The organism is Nonomuraea sp. NPDC050451 (assembly GCF_044458585.1).
Genome location: NZ_JBITHZ010000001.1, coordinates 625,229 through 642,611, shown reverse-complemented (window position 1 = coordinate 642,611; position 17,383 = coordinate 625,229). Strand labels below are relative to the sequence as shown.

Genomic DNA, 17,383 nt, shown 5'->3' with positions numbered 1-17,383 from the left:
CCAGCCCCTGGTGCGGTATGGCGACCTGCCCGCCCCACCCGCGAACTGCCAGCCCTTCACGGCTGCATGGCGCGTTACCCAGGCGCGACCGGCGCCGCCGAGCACCTGGAGCGGACCCACGCAGGACCAGCAGCCGTCACAGGCACGCAGAGCCACCGCCCACGCGGGACCGGCGCCGTCGCGGGCACGCAGAGCCACCCTTATGAGACCAGCAGCCGCCGCAGGTACACAGAGTCGCCCTCTGCGTGAAACCGGCGGCCGCCGCAGGTGCGTAGAGTCGCTGCCTGCTTCGGATGGGTGCCGTCGCAGGCGTACAGGGCCTTGCTCGGGTCAGGCCGGAAGGCGTGCGCTCAGCTCACCGTTTCGCGGTCGTGCTGGCACACCGAGCAGCTCGTCAGCCCGGCCGCCTCGGCCGCGGCGAGCGTCATCGTCTCCACACCCGAATCCCCCGCCCCCCTGATCAACGGGCAGGCGGTGCTGTGGTAGCGGCGGGTGCCGATGATGACCTTCACCGTGCCAGAACCCTCGCCCTTGCCCTCAGCGCCACCCGAGGAGCCGGTGGGCTTGTCGCCGGCCTTGGCCGAGCCGGAAGCCTCAGGCTTGGCCGGGGCACCGGGCTTGGGCGCCGAGCCGCTCCCCTCGCCCTTGGGGGCATCAGGCTTGGTGGAAGTGGCGTCGCCCTTGGAGCCCGAGCCCGAGGATCCGGACGTCGAACCCGTCGCCGTACCGGACTTCGCCCCCGAGGCGGCAGGCCCGCCGGTGCCGGAGGTCCCGGGCTTGGGGCTCGCGCCGCCGGGCGCGCCCGGCTTGGCCGGGGCACTCGCGGCAGACGGCCGCTCAGAGGCAGACGGCCGGTCGGAGCCGGACGGGCGATCGGAGCCGGAGGGACGGTCGGGAGTGGACTTTCCCGTCTTCGAAGGCTTGGTGGCTGCTGGGCCCGTGCTGGCAGGGCGGCCGGCGGTCGTGCCGGGGCCAGGAGGCAGCGGGCCCTTGGGCTTGGCTTCCGACTCGGCGGAGGACGCGGGCCGCTCCGGCACCGTCGCGCTCTCCCCCGCCGTGGCAGGCGTCTTGGCGGCCCCAGAAGGACGCTGTGACGGCCCCGAAGCCCCACCCGAGGGTCCTGGGCGAGCAGGCGCCCCGGAAGAGGACACGCGCGGCTGCGGCGCCGTGGCAGGCCCCGAGGAATCGTCGTCGGTCACGCCCGAAGACGACCCACCGGCGGGCTGTCCCGGCCGGGCACCGGTCGATCCCGGCTTCGCGCCCGACGACGGGCCACCGGCCTGCCCCGGCTTCGACGACGGGCCGCCCGCCTGCCCCGGCTTTTCGCCAGATCGGCCGGGCTGCTCGGACGTGCCACTCGGCTGGCCGGGCTTGGTGCCGGACGGCCGGGGTGTGCCCGTGGACTGGCCGGGCCTGGTGCCGGACTTCTCGGGCGAGGTGGTGGACTGGCCGGGCTTGGTGCCGGGCTGTTCCGGCGAGCCGGTGCGCTGCGAAGGCTTGGCCGCGGGTGCTCCGGCCTTGCCCGAGGCGCCCATGGCGGGGCCTTCCGGGGAGGCGGAGGGCGAGCCGGGCCTGCGCGCGGAAGGCGGCGGCCGGAAATATGAGGTCTCCGCGTCCGCCTGGTCGTCATCCGATTCGGCGGCGGAGGTGGAGGGGCGGCCGAACCACGCGGTGGCGCCTTCCTCGCGGGAGGCGGGCTCCGGGTCGGGGGTGGAAGCCTTCGCGGCAGGCTTCGGCGGGGCGACCGGCGGACGTACGTCGCGGGTCTCTGCGGAGTCTTCCGCCCGGCTCGCCGCCGTGACGGCGGCGCCGGGGGGGACGACGGGCTCGGGGTCGGCGGCAGGCGGCAGCTGCCGTCCGCCGAGCGCGGCGTCAGGCAGGCACGTCGTGCAGGGCGTGAAGCCCTCCTCGCGTGCCTCCTCGTACGTGAGCTCCTCGCTGTCCCGGCCGCTCAGCTGCCGGCAGCCGGACACGTGGTAGCGCTTGCGTCCGGGGATCACCAACACGATCGCATCCGGCGAGATGCCGCTCGCCGCGGGGCGGCGGGGTGCGGCGGCGGGAACGGTCGCCGTCCGCTGTGGCGCCTGCGAATGCGGATGGGGTCGCGGTGGGGGCTGGTGACCCACGGGGCCGGTCTGGTTGTACGGCGAGCCTGGGCCCGGCGGCATGAGCCCTTTCGGGGGGGTGGCCGGCGCAGCGGCCTGCCCACCACCGGGAAAAAGCTCGTTTCGCCGCAGGAACGCCCCGATCACGAGGAACAGCGCGGACAGCACGCTGACCACGATGGACCACATGATCAGGAACGGCTTAGCCAGTACGAAGCCCGCGATCAGCAACACGACCGCCGCGAGCACCAAACCAGCACTGATAAGGATCACAGGGGGCTCTTTCGAGTGACAGGTCCTAGTGACCCGCTACTTTACCGGCGGTCGTTGTGAGGACCGTCACCGCCGGGGAAGGCACCCTGCGGGGCCTCGCCGCCGAACGGGCTGGGACCACCGGGAAGAGGCGGCTGGCCCTGCGACACGGCGTGCGACATGGCGGGAGCCTGACCCGTCGGACCACCGGACATCACCGGGAACCCACCGCTGCCCTCAGCGGAGACGTTGAGCTCGGCGAGCTGGTTTTCCAGGTAGAGCTTGAGCCTGCTGCGGTATTCGCGCTCGAAGCTGCGCAGCTCCTCGACCTTGCGCTCGAGCTCGTCGCGGGTCTGCACCAGCGAGCCCATCGCCTGGCGGTGGCGCTCCTGCGCGTCGCGCTCGAGCGTCTCGGCGCGGGCGCGGGCGTCGCCGATGACCTGCTCGGCCTGGCGGCGGGCCTTGGTGAGGATCTCGTCGGCCTCGCGGCGGGCGCGGGTGACCGTCTCGTCCGCCTCCCGGCGGGCGTCGGAGATCGCCTGGTCGGCGGTCTGCTGGGCGAGGGCGAGCACGCGGGCCGCGGTGTCCATGTTGTCCTCGGCGGGAGGCATGTTCATGGCGACGGGGACCGGCTGCTGCACAGGCGGCGGCTCGGGGGCGCGCATGGGCTCCGGCTGGGGCGGCGGAGCCATCATCTCGGGCTTGGGCTGCTCCTGGACCGGGGCGGAGGCCATGGGCATGTTCATGCCGCCAGGCACCTTCCCCCGCAGGCACTCGGCCAGCTTGGCGCGGAGCTCTTCGTTCTCTTGGATCAGACGGTCGAGCTCAGCCTCCACCTCGTCGAGGAAGGCGTCGACCTCTTCCTCGTCGTAGCCCGGCCGCAGCCGGGTGGTACTGAACTGCTTGTTCCGCACATCAGCGGGCGTCAGCGGCATTTTTTGGTCTCCTTGGCGCGCTTTGGAGTCTGTCCGGAGGGACGGTAACCCGAATCACTTCAGCGCGGACACGAGTTGGATCACGACCTGCGCCACACTGCCCCCGTCATCGCAGCATCCCCACGATCTGGATCAGCAGCAGCACGGCGATGAACAGGACAGTGAAGCTTAGGTCAAAGGCCACCGTACCCAACCGGAGCGGGGGAATGAAACGGCGGAGGAACTTGAGAGGTGGGTCAGTTGCGGTGTAAGTGGCCTCGGCCAGCACCAGGACGATGCCGGACGGGCGCCACTGACGGGCGAAAGCCTGGACCGTCTCGAAGATCATTCTGCCGATGAGCAGCACCAGGTAGAGAGACAGGACTACGACCAAGATCTGACTGACGATCCCCACGGCCCGGCCGCGCCTCCACTCCTGATGCGCCTTCCCGGTCTCGGCGAGACCCGGTTGGGTGCGATAGACATACAGAGACTCTAACTCTGGTTGAAGAACCCGCGTTCCGCGATTCGAGCCTTGTCCTCGGCGGTCACCTCGACATTGGCAGGGGACAACAGGAACACCTTGTTGGTAACACGTTCAATGCTGCCATGTAGGCCAAAGACCAGACCTGCCGCGAAATCGACAAGACGCTTGGCGTCGCTGTCGACCATCTCGGTCAGATTCATGATGACCGGGGTGCCGTCTCGGAAGTGCTCTCCGATGGTACGCGCCTCGTTGTACGTCCGGGGGTGGAGCGTCGTGATGCGGGCCAGATCGGTCGTGCGGCGCTCCAGGATCGTCGTGGCGGGCCTGGGCGCGGGCACCCCTGCCTCGGGCTCGTCGTCGCGGTCCTGGACCGCTACGGGCCGCTCGTCGCCGGTCCGCTGCACCTCGTCCTCGTAGGCGTACTCGTCCGGGTAGGTTTCGTACCTCTCGTAGCGGTCGTCCTCCACGAGACCGAGGTAGACCGCCATCTTGCGCATCGCGCCGGCCATCGCTACGTCGTCCTCCTGCTCACGGTCGCACTCGCTCGAGCCCGTCGCCGGATCCCGAGGCGGTAGCCGTACCCCCTTGGAGCTCACCGCTGATCGACCTCTACTTGGTCATGGGCCTGAAGACCCACTTGAGGGGACATTACCTGACGAAGGGCTTGCGACGACCGAGCAACGCCGTACCGACCCGCACGTGTGTCGCGCCGTACGCGATGGCTTCGGTGAGGTCCTCGCTCATACCGGCCGAAATCATCGTGGCCCGCGGGTGCTGCTCCTCCAGGCGCGTGGCCACGTCGCGCAACCTGGCGAAAGCCTTGGCGGGCTCCTCCCCCAGCGGCGCCACCGCCATGACGCCGCCCAGCCACAGACCCTCGGCCAGCGCCACCTCGTCGGCCAGCTCCAGCACCTCCGCGCCGCGGGCGCCGCCCCTGTCGGGGTCGTCGTCGAGCGCGACCTGGATGAGGCAGCCGACCCTGCGACCCTGGCGCACCGCCTCCTTGCTGATCGCCTCCACCAGCCGCAGCCGGTCGACGGAGTGGATCACATCGGCGTACTCGACGACGGAACGGACCTTGTTGGTCTGGAGCTGGCCGACGAAATGCCACGTCAGCGGCAGGTCCGCGAGCTCGTGCGCCTTGGGCGCGGCCTCCTGGTCCCGGTTTTCGCCGACGTCGCGCACGCCCAGCTCGGCGAGGATCCGCACGTCCTCGGCCGGGCGGGTCTTGGTGACGGCGATCAGCGTGACCTCGCCGCGGTCGCGCCCCACCGCGCGACAGGCCGCCGCGATGCGCGTGTCGACCTCGGCGAGCCCGGCCGCGATCTCGTCCCTTCTCACGTGGCTCTCCCTTTCACTACACGCCCGTGCGGTACGCCTCTCACGCACGACGGCGCCGCTCCCGGATCCCTGCCGGGGAGCGGCGTCAGGCTACCGGGCTATTTGAGGAAGTCGGGGACGTCGAGCTCCTCTTCCTGTTCCTCGAAGATCACCCGAGGACGTTTGGCGGGCTCCGACATGCGGGAGGTGATGGGCGTGGGAGGGTTGGCGGGCTCGGGCGTGGGCCGGGGGATGGAGACGGGGCCGGACGGCTCGTCGGCCGGCGGCTCGTCGTCGACGGGCCCGGGGATCTGCGCCGACTCCACCGGGCGCACCGGCTCCGGGCGCGGCGGCTCGGGACGGGGCTCCGGGCGGGGATCCGCCCTGAACTCCGCGCGCGGCTCCGGACGGGGGTCGGCCCTGAACTCGGCCCGCGGCTCCGGACGGGGCTCAGGACGGAATTCGGGGCGCGGATCGGGCCGGAAGTCCGCACGCGGCTCCGGACGCACCTCAGCGCGCGGCTCAGGGCGCAGCGCGGGCTGCTCCGACTTCACGCTGGGGGACGCGACGCTCGGCCGCACAGGGGACGACGCGGGCGGCGCCGGCGGGGCGGCGGGACGGCTCGCCGGACGGGGCAACGGCTTCTCCACCGGGGGCGGTACGTCGTCGAATCCGGCCGCGATCACCGTCACGCGGACCTCGTCGCCGAGCGCGTCGTCGATGACCGTACCGAAGATGATGTTGGCGTCGGGCGCGGCCGCCATGGACACGAGCTGCGCGGCCTCGTTGATCTCGAACAGACCGAGGTCGGAGCCGCCCGCGATCGACAGCAGCACGCCGTGGGCGCCGTCGATGCTGGCCTCCAGCAGCGGGCTGGAGACCGCCATCTCGGCCGCCGCCACCGAACGGTCGTCGCCGCGCGCGTGGCCGATGCCCATGAGGGCCGAGCCGGCGCCCGACATGACCGACTTGACGTCGGCGAAGTCGAGGTTGATCAGACCTGGGGTGGTGATCAGGTCGGTGATGCCCTGGACACCGGACAGCAGCACCTGGTCCGCCGCCTTGAAGGCGTCGAGCACGCTCACCTGCCGGTCGGAGATCGAAAGCAGGCGGTCGTTGGGGATCACGATCAGCGTGTCGACCTCGTCGCGCAGCGTCTCGATGCCGGCCTCGGCCTGCATGGCCCTGCGCCGGCCCTCGAAGCTGAACGGCCTGGTCACGACGCCGATGGTGAGCGCGCCGAGCGACCGGGCGATGTTGGCCACGACGGGCGCGCCACCCGTGCCGGTGCCGCCACCCTCGCCGGCCGTGACGAAGACCATGTCGGCCCCCTTGAGGACCTCCTCGATCTCCTCGCGGTGGTCCTCGGCCGCCTTGCGCCCCACGTCGGGGTTGGCGCCCGCGCCCAGTCCGCGCGTGAGCTCACGGCCCACGTCGAGTTTCACATCGGCGTCACTCATCAGCAGCGCCTGGGCGTCGGTGTTGATGGCGATGAACTCGACGCCCTTGAGTCCCTCCTCGATCATCCGGTTGACGGCGTTGACTCCGCCGCCGCCGATGCCGACGACCTTGATGACCGCGAGGTAGTTCTGCGGTGCTGCCACGACGAGGGGCCTTTCCGCTCGTTGACTTGCCATTTCGGTGCGGATTGTCTCCGCTTTTTGTCACTTCGGGTAACTCTCAACCTCAGGTTGAGATTTAGATTTATGTCAACCTGAGGATTGATACGGACAGTAGGAGTCCCCTACCTGGCGGGTCAACTAACCGCGCCGCAAGCACGTCCGGCGTGTCGCGGGCTGTCCGTTTCGCTCCGAAGTCGCGCCTGGTCGGGGGCTCCTCTGCCCGACGTACGACTTAAGGCTCTCACGGCGCGACCCCCACCTCGCACAAGCTGGGCGATGCCGTTGCCGCGCACTTGCCCAGTCTTGATCACTTGAGCGTCACCACGTCCGGGGAGCTGACGTCGTACACCGTGGCTTTTTCGCGTTTGAGCAGCGATGTGAGAATGCGGGCCTTCTCCTTGGGCCGGTCGGCCCCGCCCCAGATGACCGTGCGCCCGTCGGACAGCAGCAGGGTCACGCCCTCGGCCGTCCCCGCGCGCACTTCCCTGACCTTGGGCGCCAGTACGGCCGGGACCGCCTGGATGACCTGCAGCGCCGCCATCATGGCCGGGTCGCCGACGGCGGGGTTGTCGACCTTGAGCAGCGGCAGCATGGGCGGCGCCGCGGACTTGACCTCGATCACGACGCCCTGCTTGTCGACGATCGCCACCTTGCCGCCCGCGGGGATCGCCGCGACGGGCTCGCGCTCGACCACTTCGATCTTGAGGGTGCCCGGCCAGATCCGGTCGACCTTCGCCTTGGCGAGCTGTCTGATGCCCAGGACGCGGCTTTCGACGTCGGCGAGGTTGACGGTGGCGAGAGGATGGAGGTCCGGCACGCCGGCCTGCTGCTTGATGCGCTCGCTCGGCACTGTGAGATTTCCCACGATCTCGATCGAGCGCACGCCCAGCACGGGCGAGAAGAACACCAGCCAGGCGGCCGTGCCCACCACTCCGGCCGTCAGCAGCCCCAGGAACGCCGTCCTCGCCTTCATCGCCCTCCCCATGCCGGCCCCGGGGTCTCGGCCCCGGAGCGTCGGCACAGAACCTACGCCGACGCGCGCCCCGGCACCCGCGCGCCACGCCCAAACGCCCCCCAACGGGGACGGACGTCCTCCACTCGCCCGCCGTCCGGGATCTCAGGCGAGGCGGGCCACGATCTGGGGGCCGAGCTCCGTGACGTCGCCCGCGCCCATGGTGAGCACGATGTCGCCGGGCCGCGCCCGCTCGGCCACCATCGCGGGCACCAGGGCCCGGTCGGGCGCGTACGCGACCCGCTCCGGAGGCAGCGGCACCTTCCCGGCCACCATCGCGCCCGAGACGCCCGGCTCGGGATCCTCGCGGGCCCCGTAGACGTCGAGCACGATGGCCTCGTCGGCCAGCCCGAGCGCCGCGCCGAACTCGTCGGCGAAGAACCGGGTGCGCGAGTAGAGGTGCGGCTGGAAGATCGCGATGACCCGGCCGTCGCCGGAGTAGGAGGCGACCACGTCGCGGGCGGCCTTCAGGTCGGCGGTGAGCTCGGTCGGGTGGTGCGCGTAGCTGTCGAAGACCGCGATGCCACCGGCCTCGCCCTTGGCCTCGAAGCGCCGCTTGGCCCCCGTGAAGGCCCCCAGCCCCTCTCTGATCTCCTCGAAGGGCAGCCCCAGCTCGTCGGCCACGGCGATCACCGCGGTGGCGTTGAGCGCGTTGTGCGCCCCGGGGACGGCCAGCCGGACCTCGCCCCTGCCCTCGATGCCGAAGACCGTGCCGAACCCGTCGGGCCTGACGCCGCTCACGCGGTAGTCCTCGCCCTCGAGCCCGTACGTCTTGACCCGCAGCCCCCGCTCGCGCGCCCGGCGCGCCAGCTCGGCCGCGCCCGGGTCGTCGGCGCACGCGATCATCAGCGAGCCCACCCGCTCGGCGAAGCGGGCGAAGCTGGCGTGCACGGCGTCCGGGTCGCCGTAGTTGTCGAGGTGGTCGGCCTCGACGTTGGTCACCACGGCGATGTCGGGCGCGAGCATGAGGAAGGAGCCGTCGCTCTCGTCGGCCTCGGCCACGAACACCTGGCCCTGCCCCTCGTCGGCGCCGAGCCCGGTGGTGACGAGCTGCCCGCCCACGCAGTAGGACGGGTCGGCGCCGCACTTCTGCAGGGCCACGGTCAGCATCGAGGTGGTGGTGGTCTTGCCGTGGGTGCCCGCGATGGCCACGCCGGTGCGCCCGGCCATGACGGAGGCCAGCGCGGCGGCCCGCGGGATGATCCGCAGCCCCTGCTTGAGCGCCTCGCCCAGCTCGGGGTTGGAGTCGCGGATGGCGGTCGAGACGACCACGGTGTCGACGTCCTTGATGTGCGAGGCGGCGTGGCCGATGTGGACCGTGGCGCCCAGCTCGCGCAGCTCGGTGACCAGCTCGGAGCTGCGGGCGTCGCTGCCCGACACCCGCACGCCGCGCTTGAGGAGGATGCGGGCGATGCCCGACATGCCCGCGCCGCCGATGCCGATGAAGTGCACCCGCCCCAGCTCCGCTACGGCGACGGGATCGACCAGCTTGACGAGACTCATCGGGCTATCTCCAACACTTTCCGGGCAAGCATGATATCGGCGTCCTTCCGGCCAAGTCTGGAGGCGGCCTCCGACATGGCGGCGACCCGCTCGGGGTCACGCAGGATGGGCAGCACGTTGTGGATGATCCATTCGGGTGACAGTTGGGCGTCGTCGACCATCAGGCCGCCGCCGCCCCGGGCGATGCGCCCGGCGTTGATGGCCTGCTCGCCGTTGCCGTGCGGCAGCGGCACGTACGCGGCCGGCAGCCCCACCGCGGTCAGCTCCGCGCACGACAGCGCGCCGGCGCGGCACAGCGCGAAGTCGGCGGCCGCGTAGGCGACGTCCATGCGGTCGACGTAGGGCAGCAGCACGTACTGCGGGTCGCCCGGCGGGGGCTCGTGGTCGACGGTGTTGTTCGGGCCGAGCACGTGGAGCACCTGCACTCCCGCGCTGCGCAGCACGGGCGCGGCGGCGAGCGCGGCCTGGTTGAGCGACCTGGCGCCCTGCGAGCCGCCGAAGACCAGCAGCGTCGGCCGGTCGTTCTCCAGCCCGAACCAGGAGCGCGCCTTGTCGCCCGCCGACAGCCGGTCGAGCGTGACGATCTCGCGGCGCAGCGGGGTGCCGATGTATTCGGCCTTGGGCATCGCGGCGTCGGGGAAGCCGGTGAAGACGTGATCGGTGAGCCGGGCGCCCAGCCGGTTGGCCAGCCCGGGGCGGGGGTTGGCCTCGTGCACGACGATCGGCACGCCGCGCCGCTTGGCCGCCAGGTAGGCGGGGGTCGCGACGTAGCCGCCGAAGCCCACGAGGACATCGGCCTTGACCCGGTCGAGTATGCCGGCCGCGGCGTTGATCGCCCCGGCCAGCCGGCCCGGCACGGTGAGCAGGCTCGGAGTGATCGCCCTTGGCAGCGGCACGGCCGGCACCAGCTCCAGCTCGTAACCCCTGGCGGGCACGAGCCTCGTCTCCAAACCGCGCTCGGTGCCCATGCAGGTGATGCCGACGCTCCGGTCAAGATGACGCAGCGCGTCCGCAAGGGCGAGCGCGGGCTCGATGTGCCCGGCCGTCCCCCCACCGGCGAGGACCACCCTCATCTCGGTCACTCCCTAACGTGTCACTCGGCCTCTGGACGTACCCCCCAGGCCAAGCCAGCTTAGGGCCCGGGCGGCCGGTCCGGGGCCACGAGCTTTCAAGGCCTCCCTCGCACCCGGCTCTCGTTTGGCGAACGACAGCAGCATGCCGAGCGCGGCGAGGGTGGGCAGCAACGAGGATCCGCCGTACGAGACCAGCGGCAGGGGGATGCCGGTGATCGGCAGCACGCCGAGCACGGCGCCCATGTTGACGGTCGCCTGCCCGACGATCCAGGCCACCATGGCGGCGGCGGCGAGCCGGGTGAAGGCGTCGTTGACGCGGACGGCGACGCGCAGCCCCGCGTACCCGAGCAGTCCGAACAGCGCCACCACCATCAGCGTGCCCATCAGCCCGAGCTCCTCGCCGAGGATGGCGAAGATGAAGTCGCTCTCGCCGTGGGGCAGCCAGTTCCACTTCTGGCGGCTGCTGCCGAGCCCGAGCCCGAACCAGCTGCCCGACCCCATCGCGATCTGCCCCTGCACGGCCTGGTAGCCGTCGCCCTGCGCGTCGGCCCACGGGTTGAGGTAGGCCCCGATGCGCGCCATCCGGTACGGCTCCACCTTGATCATGATGACCGCGGCGAGCACCGCCAGCGACAGGATGCCGCCGAACAGCTTGATCGGCGCCCCCACCACCCACAGCAGCGCCAGGAAGATCATGAACAGCACCAGCGTGGTGCCCAGGTCGCGGCCGAGCATGACCATGACGGCCAGGATCGCGGTGCCGGGCATGAGCGGGATCAGCAGCTGACGCCACTCGATGCGGCCCTGCCGCGCCCGCCGGGCCAGCAGGTCGGCCCCCCACAGCACGAGCCCGAGCTTGGCCGGCTCGGACGGCTGGAGAGTGAACGGGCCGATGTAGATCCACCGCTGCGCGCCCAGCTCGGACGAGCCGATGAACAGCACCATGACCAGCGCCAGGATCGACAGCGCCATCATGGGGTAGCCGGCCCAGCGGAAGAACTTGACCGGCAGCCGCGAGCAGGCCCACATCACCGGCAGGCCCACCGCGGCCGACAGCGACTGCTTGAAGAACCACGAGAACGGGCTGCCGGTCTTCTGCAGCGCCTCGACGCTGGAGGCCGACAGCACCATCATCAGGCCGAGCGCGAGCAGCAGCGCGCTGCACATGATGATCAGGTAGTACGTCGTCAGCGGCTTGTCGAGCAGCTCCTTCAGCGCGCCGAGCTGCTCGCGCGCCCAGCCGCCCGGCCCCTCAACGGCGCGCGGCTCCTCAGCGCTCGCGCTCACGTCGCAGCCTCAGCTCGCGCACGGCGCGCGCGAAGGCCTCCCCCCGCGCCGGGTAGTTGGCGAACATGTCGAGCGAGGCCCCCGCCGGGGAGAGCAGCACGGTGTCCCCGGGCGAGGCCAGCCGGGCGGCTTCGGTGACGACTCTTTCCATCGCACCAGTGTCCCGATCGGCGATGTCCACGACGGGGACATTCGGCGCGTGTCGCGCGATGGCTTCGGCGATCCTGGCCCGATCGGCCCCGAGCAGCACCGCTCCGCGCAGTCTGGGGGCCGCCTGGCGCACCAGGTCGTCGACGTCCGCTCCCTTGAGCTGCCCGCCCGCGACCCACACGATCGACGGGTACGAGGCCAGCGCCGCGGCGGCGGCGTGCGGGTTGGTCGCCTTGGAGTCGTCGATGTAGTCGACCTCGCCGACCCGGTCGACGTGGGCGAGCCGGTGGGGGTCGGGCACGAAGTCGCGCAGCCCCTGGCGCACCGCCTCCGACGGGACGCCGAGCGAGCGGGCCAGGGCGGCGGCGGCCAGCGCGTTGGCGACGTTGTGGGGCGCGAAGGGCCGTACGTCCTCCAGCGTCGCCAGCTCCTCGGCCGCCTCCACGGGATCGGCCACGAACGCCCGGTCGACCAGCAGGTCCTCCACGACGCCGATCTCGCCGCGCTTGGGCACCCGCAACGTGAACCCGACCGCTCCCGGATAGGGGGCGGCCAGCCTCGTGGCCTCGGGATCGTCGGCGTTGTAGATCACGTGCGCGGCCCGCTCGAAGATGCGGCCCTTGGCGGCGGCGTACTCCTCCATCGAGCCGTGCCAGTCGAGGTGGTCGGGGGCCACGTTGAGGATGGCCGCGGCGTGCGGGGCCAGCGTGCTGGACCAGTGGAGCTGGAAGCTGGACAGCTCGACGGCCAGCGCGTCGTACGGCTCGGCGACGGCCCGCACCACGGGGACGCCCACGTTCCCGACGGCCAGGGCCTTGTGCCCGGCGGCCAGCAGGATCGAGGTCAGCATGCGCACGGCGGTGGTCTTGCCGTTGGTGCCGGTCAGCGCGAGCCAGGGGGCCGCCTGCGCCGGGCGCAGCCGCCAGGCCAGCTCCACCTCCCCCACGACCTCGACGCCCGCCTCGAGCGCGGCGGCGATCAGCGGATGGTGCGGCGCCCAGCCGGTGGTGACCAGGCGGGTCGCGCCCTGCGGGAGCTCCATCGCGCCGAAGCGGGTCTCCACGCCGACCGCGGCCAGCTCGGCCGCGGCGGCGAGCTGGCGCTCGCCCTCCACCGCCTCCACGACCACGACGCGCTCGCCGCGCTCGGCCAGCACCCGCGCCACGGCGGTGCCGGACACGCCGAGCCCGGCCACACACGTCACGCTCATGCCTTCGGCATCCACTCGACGTAGAACAGCCCGAGCCCGAGGGCCGAGCAGAGCATCGCGATCAGCCAGAACCTGACCACGATCGTGGTCTCGGCCCAGCCCTTCAGCTCGAAGTGGTGCTGCAACGGCGCCATCCTGAACACCCGTTTCCCGGTCATCTTGAAGAACCCGACCTGGATGATGACCGAGAGGGTGATGATCACACACAGGCCGGCCAGGATGATCAGGAGAAGCTGGGTGCGGGTGGCGATGGCCAGGCCGGCCAGCACGCCGCCCAGGGCCAGCGAGCCGGTGTCGCCCATGAAGATGCGGGCGGGCGGGGCGTTCCACCACAGGAACCCGATCAGCGCCCCGAGCACGGCCGCGGCCACCACGGCCAGGTCGAGCGGGTCGCGCACCCAGTAGCAGTTGGGGCCGAGCTGGTCGATGCAGTTGTTGCGCAGCTGCCAGTTGCCGATCAGCACGTACGCGGCGAGCACGACGCCGGTCGCGCCGCTGGCCAGGCCGTCGAGGCCGTCGGTGAGGTTCACCGCGTTGGAGAACCCGACGATCATGAAGAGCACCCAGATGGTGAACCCGACGATGCCGATCGACGGGCCGATGTCCCGCAGGAACGACACCCGGGTCTCGGCGGGGGTGATGCCGTAGACGTTGGGCTGGCGGACCACCAGGAACGCGAAGACGGCGCCGACGATGAGCTGGCCGAGCGCCTTGGCGCCGCTGCGGAGGCCGAGGCTGCGCTGCTTGTAGATCTTGATGAAGTCGTCGAGGAAGCCGACCGCGCCGAGCCCCGTCATCAGGAACAGCACCAGCATGCCCGACACGGTGGGGGGAGCCAGGGTGGCCAGGTGGGAGGCGCCGTAGGCGAGCAGCGCGGCCAGCACGAACACGATGCCGCCCATGGTGGGGGTGCCCCGCTTGCCGTGGTGTCCCGACGGGCCTTCCTCGCGGATCTGCTGGCCGTAGCGGCGCCGCGACAACAGCCGGATCGCCAGCGGGGTGCCCAGCATCGAGAGGATCAGGCCCACCGCACCGGCGATGATGATGTCGGTCACTGGGCGGCACCTCCGAGCACGAGCTCGGCCGTCCGTTCCAGCCCCATGGCTCTCGGTCCCTTCACCAGCACCGCGTCGCCCGGCCGCAGCCATCCGGCCAGCTCGGCCGCGGCCGCCTCGGCATCGGGCACGTGCACAATTCGCATCGCCTGCGCAGGATACGCGGCCCCGCCACCGGGAGGCGCCCCGGCCACCGGCCCGCCCATGTGAGGACCGCCCGCGTGCGGCCCGGCGGGAGCACCGCCGAAGGGAGGCCCACCCATGGGAGGCCCGGCCACCGGCGGCTGTCCGGGCACAGGTCCACCCACCGGGGGCGCCTGCCACCCCTGCGGCGGCACGCCACCGGCGTCCGGCGCCTGCCAGCCCGGCTGCGGCGCCCCCTGCTCGGGGGACGGCCCGTGCCAGCCCTGGTCCGGGGAGGGCCCGTGCCGGCCCTGGTCGGGAGACGGCCCGTGCCAGCCCTGGTCCGGGGAAGGCCCGTGCCAGCCCTGAGGCGCGCCCTGGTGGGAGACGGGCGCCTGCGGGACCCCGGCCGCGGCGTGGGCCGCCGCCTGGGCGTCCAGGGCCGCCTGAGCGGCCGCCTGGGCCTCCGCCGCGGCGGCGCGCGCCCCTTCCAGCACCGGACCCGCGTCAGGGCCGGCCACGATGAGCCCGGCCAGCCCTGAGCCGCCGGCCAGCCGGCCCAGCTCCGCGTTGAGCGCGGGCCCTTCCTCGCCCAGCTCGCGCAGCGCCGCGATGACGGCGAAGCGCCGCCGCCCCCGGCCCAGCACCTCGAACGCCGCGAACGCCGCCCGCATCGAGTCGGGATTGGCGTTGTACGCGTCGTTGACGACCGTCACCCCGTCGGCCCGGTCGGTGACCTCCATCCGCCACCGGCTGAGCGGCGTGGCCTGCGACAGCTCGGCGGCGATGGTCGCCACCGGCAGGCCCAGCTCGTAACCGGCCGCGGCGGCGGCGAGGGCGTTGTCGACGGCGTGCTCGCCGTACAGCTGGAGCGACACGGGCGCGGACCCCGAGGGCGTGCGCAGCGTGAAGGAGGCCCGCCCGCGGGCGTCGACCGTGACGCCCTCGGCGCGGATGGAGGCCGACTCACCCCGGCCGAAGAACGTGACCCGCGCGTCAGTGCGCGAGGCCATGGCCCGCACCAGCGGGTCGTCGGCGTTCAGCACGGCCACGCCGGTGCGCGGCAGCGCCTCGACCAGCTCGCCCTTGGCCTTGGCGATGGCCTCCTTGCCGCCGAAGACGCCGAGGTGCGCGGTGCCGACGTTGAGCACCACGCCGATCTGCGGCGGCGCGATGCGGGTCAGGTCCTTGATGTGGCCGATGTTGCGCGCGGCCAGCTCCAGCACCATGAAGCGGGTGTCGAGGTCGGCCCGCAGCACGGTCAGCGGGTGTCCGAGCTCGTTGTTGAAGCTGCCGACGGGGGCGATCGTGGGCCCGACACGGGCGGTGAGCCGCGCCAGCAGGTCCTTGGTGCTGGTCTTGCCCGCCGAGCCGGTCACGCCGATCACGGTGACCTTGGGCAGCGCGGCCGCCTGGGCGGTGGCCAGCTCGGCCAGCGCGGCGGCGGCGTCGGGCACGATCACCGCGGGTCCCTCGACCGGCCTGGTGGCCAGCACGGCGACGGCTCCGGCCCTGATCGCCTGCGCGGCGTAGTCGTGGCCGTCGACGCGGGCGCCCTTGATGGCCACGAACAGCGATCCCGGTTCTACGGCCCGCGAGTCGATCACGACGGGCCCGCGCACGACCGCGCGGGGATCGGCCATGCCCGTCAGGGCGCCCGAGGTTATCTCGGCGATCCTGGCCAGAGGCAAGGGGATCATCAGTGCTTCCTGCTTTCCGTGCTTTCCTTGCGTGCGGCGATCGCCTCCGCGACCACCTCACGGTCGTCGAAGGGGATCACTTCGCCTGAAATGTACTGACCCTGCTCATGACCCTTGCCGGCCACGACGATCACGTCGCCCTGCCCGGCCCGGGCGATCGCCAGGCCGATGGCGGCCGCGCGGTCGGGCTCAATGATCACATGAGCGCGGTCGTGCTGCGGAACGCGGAGCGCTCCCTCCATCATCGTCACGAGAATGGCCAGCGGATCCTCCGAGCGCGGATTGTCGCTCGTGAAAATGGCCACATCCGCCAGCTGGGCGGCGAGCTCGCCCATGATAGGCCGTTTGCCCTTGTCGCGGTCGCCGCCGCAGCCGAGCACGATCGTCAGCGTGCCCGCCGTGACGGACCGCAGCGAGCGCAGCACCGACTCCACGGCACCGGGCTTGTGGGAGTAGTCCACGACGGCCTGGAACTCGTCTCCCGCGGCCGTGATCCGCTGCATGCGCCCGGGAACCCCGGTGAGCGAGCCCACGCCGTGCACGGCGGTGTGCAGCGGCACCCCGGCCTCGACGAGCGTGACGATGGCGCCGAGCGCGTTGGCGACGTTGAACGGCCCCGGCAGCGAGATCTGGGCGTCCGCCTCGACCCCGCCGGGCCCCACGACCCTGAACGCGCTGCCGTCGGCGCCCAGCCTGGCGTCCAGCGCCCGCCACTCGGCCTCCGGGTCGCCCAGCGCCGAGTACGTGGTCATCGGCACCTTCGCCAGGTCGAGCAGCTCCCGCCCGTAGCGGTCGTCGATGTTGGTCACGCCGACCCGGCTCAGCTCCGGCTGGAACAGCCGCACCTTGGTCGCGAAGTAGTCCTCGAAGTCCTTGTGGAAGTCGAGGTGGTCCTGGGAGAGGTTGGTGAACAGGGCGACGTCGTAGAAGATCCCGTCGACCCTGCCGAGCGCCAGGGCGTGGCTGGAGACCTCCATGACGGCCGCGCTGACGCCTTCCTCCCGCATCAGGGCGAACAGGCCGTGCAGCTGCGGCGCCTCGGGCGTGGTGAGCGTGGGCTGGAAACGCGCCTCGCCCGCGCGGATCTCGACGCCGCCCACCAGGCCGGCCCGGTGGCCGGCGGCCCGCAGGCCGGCCTCGATCATGAACGTGGTGGTGGACTTGCCGCTGGTGCCGGTGACTCCGAGGACCTGGATGTCGTGGGCCGGCTGCCCGTACACCCAGGAGGAGATCTGCCCGAGCAGGGCGCGCGGGTCGGGCACGATCAGCACCGGCAGCCCGGTCGCGACGGCCTCGTCGCGGCCGGCGCGGTCGGTGAGCACCGCCACGGCTCCCTTGGCCATCGCCTCGGCGGCGAAGGCGGCGCCGTGGGCCTGGTTGCCGGGCAAGGCCACGTAGAGATCTCCGCGCCTGACGTTGCGGGAGTCGATGGTGACGCCGGTCAGGGCGGCATGAGGCGACCGCGACGTGCCTGAGTCGGCGTCGAGCATGGTCGCGAGCCCGGTCAGCGGGCGGGGCGGGCTGGTCGTAGGACGCATAGACGACGGGGGACGCACGGCGAGAGCGTACC

The 17,383-nt window shown here is 72.0% G+C and carries 14 protein-coding genes; all 14 read right to left on the bottom strand.

The annotated features are described in order from the left end of the window. Window positions 1-350: 350 nt before the first annotated feature. Window positions 351-2,378: a hypothetical protein gene (locus ACIBI9_RS02880; protein ID WP_397220215.1), complete on the bottom strand. Its 2,028-nt coding sequence runs from the start codon at window positions 2,376-2,378 to the stop codon at window positions 351-353. 41 nt (window positions 2,379-2,419) lie between these two features. Further along, the gene (locus tag ACIBI9_RS02875) at window positions 2,420-3,292 is read right to left on the bottom strand and encodes a DivIVA domain-containing protein (protein ID WP_364832558.1); all 873 of its coding nucleotides are present in this window, start codon (window positions 3,290-3,292) and stop codon (window positions 2,420-2,422) included. A 106-nt stretch (window positions 3,293-3,398) separates the two neighbouring features. Continuing rightward, on the bottom strand, window positions 3,399-3,686 hold the full coding sequence (locus tag ACIBI9_RS02870) for a YggT family protein (RefSeq protein ID WP_350729181.1): 288 nt from the start codon (window positions 3,684-3,686) through the stop codon (window positions 3,399-3,401). 80 nt (window positions 3,687-3,766) lie between these two features. Continuing rightward, window positions 3,767-4,267 carry a cell division protein SepF gene (locus tag ACIBI9_RS02865; protein ID WP_397220214.1) on the bottom strand — a complete coding sequence of 167 codons (501 nt, stop codon included), beginning with the start codon at window positions 4,265-4,267 and terminating at the stop codon, window positions 3,767-3,769. 139 nt (window positions 4,268-4,406) lie between these two features. Further along, a complete protein-coding gene (locus ACIBI9_RS02860) occupies window positions 4,407-5,099 on the bottom strand; it encodes a YggS family pyridoxal phosphate-dependent enzyme (RefSeq protein WP_397220213.1) in 693 nt (230 codons plus the stop codon). 98 nt (window positions 5,100-5,197) lie between these two features. Further along, complete coding sequence (gene ftsZ / locus ACIBI9_RS02855; protein WP_397220212.1) at window positions 5,198-6,682, bottom strand: cell division protein FtsZ; 1,485 nt, start codon at window positions 6,680-6,682, stop codon at window positions 5,198-5,200. A gap of 325 nt (window positions 6,683-7,007) precedes the next feature. After that, window positions 7,008-7,673 (bottom strand): cell division protein FtsQ/DivIB, encoded by a 666-nt coding sequence (locus ACIBI9_RS02850; protein ID WP_397220211.1) that lies wholly within the window; start codon window positions 7,671-7,673, stop codon window positions 7,008-7,010. Between the two features lie 144 nt (window positions 7,674-7,817). Further along, the gene (gene murC, locus ACIBI9_RS02845; RefSeq protein WP_397220210.1) at window positions 7,818-9,215 is read right to left on the bottom strand and encodes a UDP-N-acetylmuramate--L-alanine ligase; all 1,398 of its coding nucleotides are present in this window, start codon (window positions 9,213-9,215) and stop codon (window positions 7,818-7,820) included. Then, on the bottom strand, window positions 9,212-10,288 hold the full coding sequence (gene murG / locus ACIBI9_RS02840; RefSeq protein ID WP_397220209.1) for an undecaprenyldiphospho-muramoylpentapeptide beta-N-acetylglucosaminyltransferase: 1,077 nt from the start codon (window positions 10,286-10,288) through the stop codon (window positions 9,212-9,214). The genes murC and murG overlap by 4 nt, the downstream gene beginning before the upstream one ends. Window positions 10,289-10,300: 12 nt before the next feature. Further along, window positions 10,301-11,575, bottom strand: a complete 1,275-nt coding sequence (gene ftsW / locus ACIBI9_RS02835) for a putative lipid II flippase FtsW (protein ID WP_397220208.1) — start codon at window positions 11,573-11,575, stop codon at window positions 10,301-10,303. Beyond that, entirely contained in the window at window positions 11,559-12,935 is a 1,377-nt protein-coding gene (gene murD, locus ACIBI9_RS02830) for a UDP-N-acetylmuramoyl-L-alanine--D-glutamate ligase (protein WP_397220207.1), read from the bottom strand. Before murD ends, ftsW begins: the two co-directional genes overlap by 17 nt. Next, window positions 12,932-13,990 carry a phospho-N-acetylmuramoyl-pentapeptide-transferase gene (gene mraY / locus ACIBI9_RS02825; protein WP_394494287.1) on the bottom strand — a complete coding sequence of 353 codons (1,059 nt, stop codon included), beginning with the start codon at window positions 13,988-13,990 and terminating at the stop codon, window positions 12,932-12,934. Before mraY ends, murD begins: the two co-directional genes overlap by 4 nt. Then, entirely contained in the window at window positions 13,987-15,813 is a 1,827-nt protein-coding gene (murF, locus tag ACIBI9_RS02820) for a UDP-N-acetylmuramoyl-tripeptide--D-alanyl-D-alanine ligase (protein WP_397220206.1), read from the bottom strand. The genes mraY and murF overlap by 4 nt, the downstream gene beginning before the upstream one ends. After that, on the bottom strand, window positions 15,813-17,351 hold the full coding sequence (locus tag ACIBI9_RS02815; RefSeq protein ID WP_397220205.1) for a UDP-N-acetylmuramoyl-L-alanyl-D-glutamate--2,6-diaminopimelate ligase: 1,539 nt from the start codon (window positions 17,349-17,351) through the stop codon (window positions 15,813-15,815). The genes murF and ACIBI9_RS02815 overlap by 1 nt, the downstream gene beginning before the upstream one ends. Window positions 17,352-17,383 lie beyond the last annotated feature (32 nt).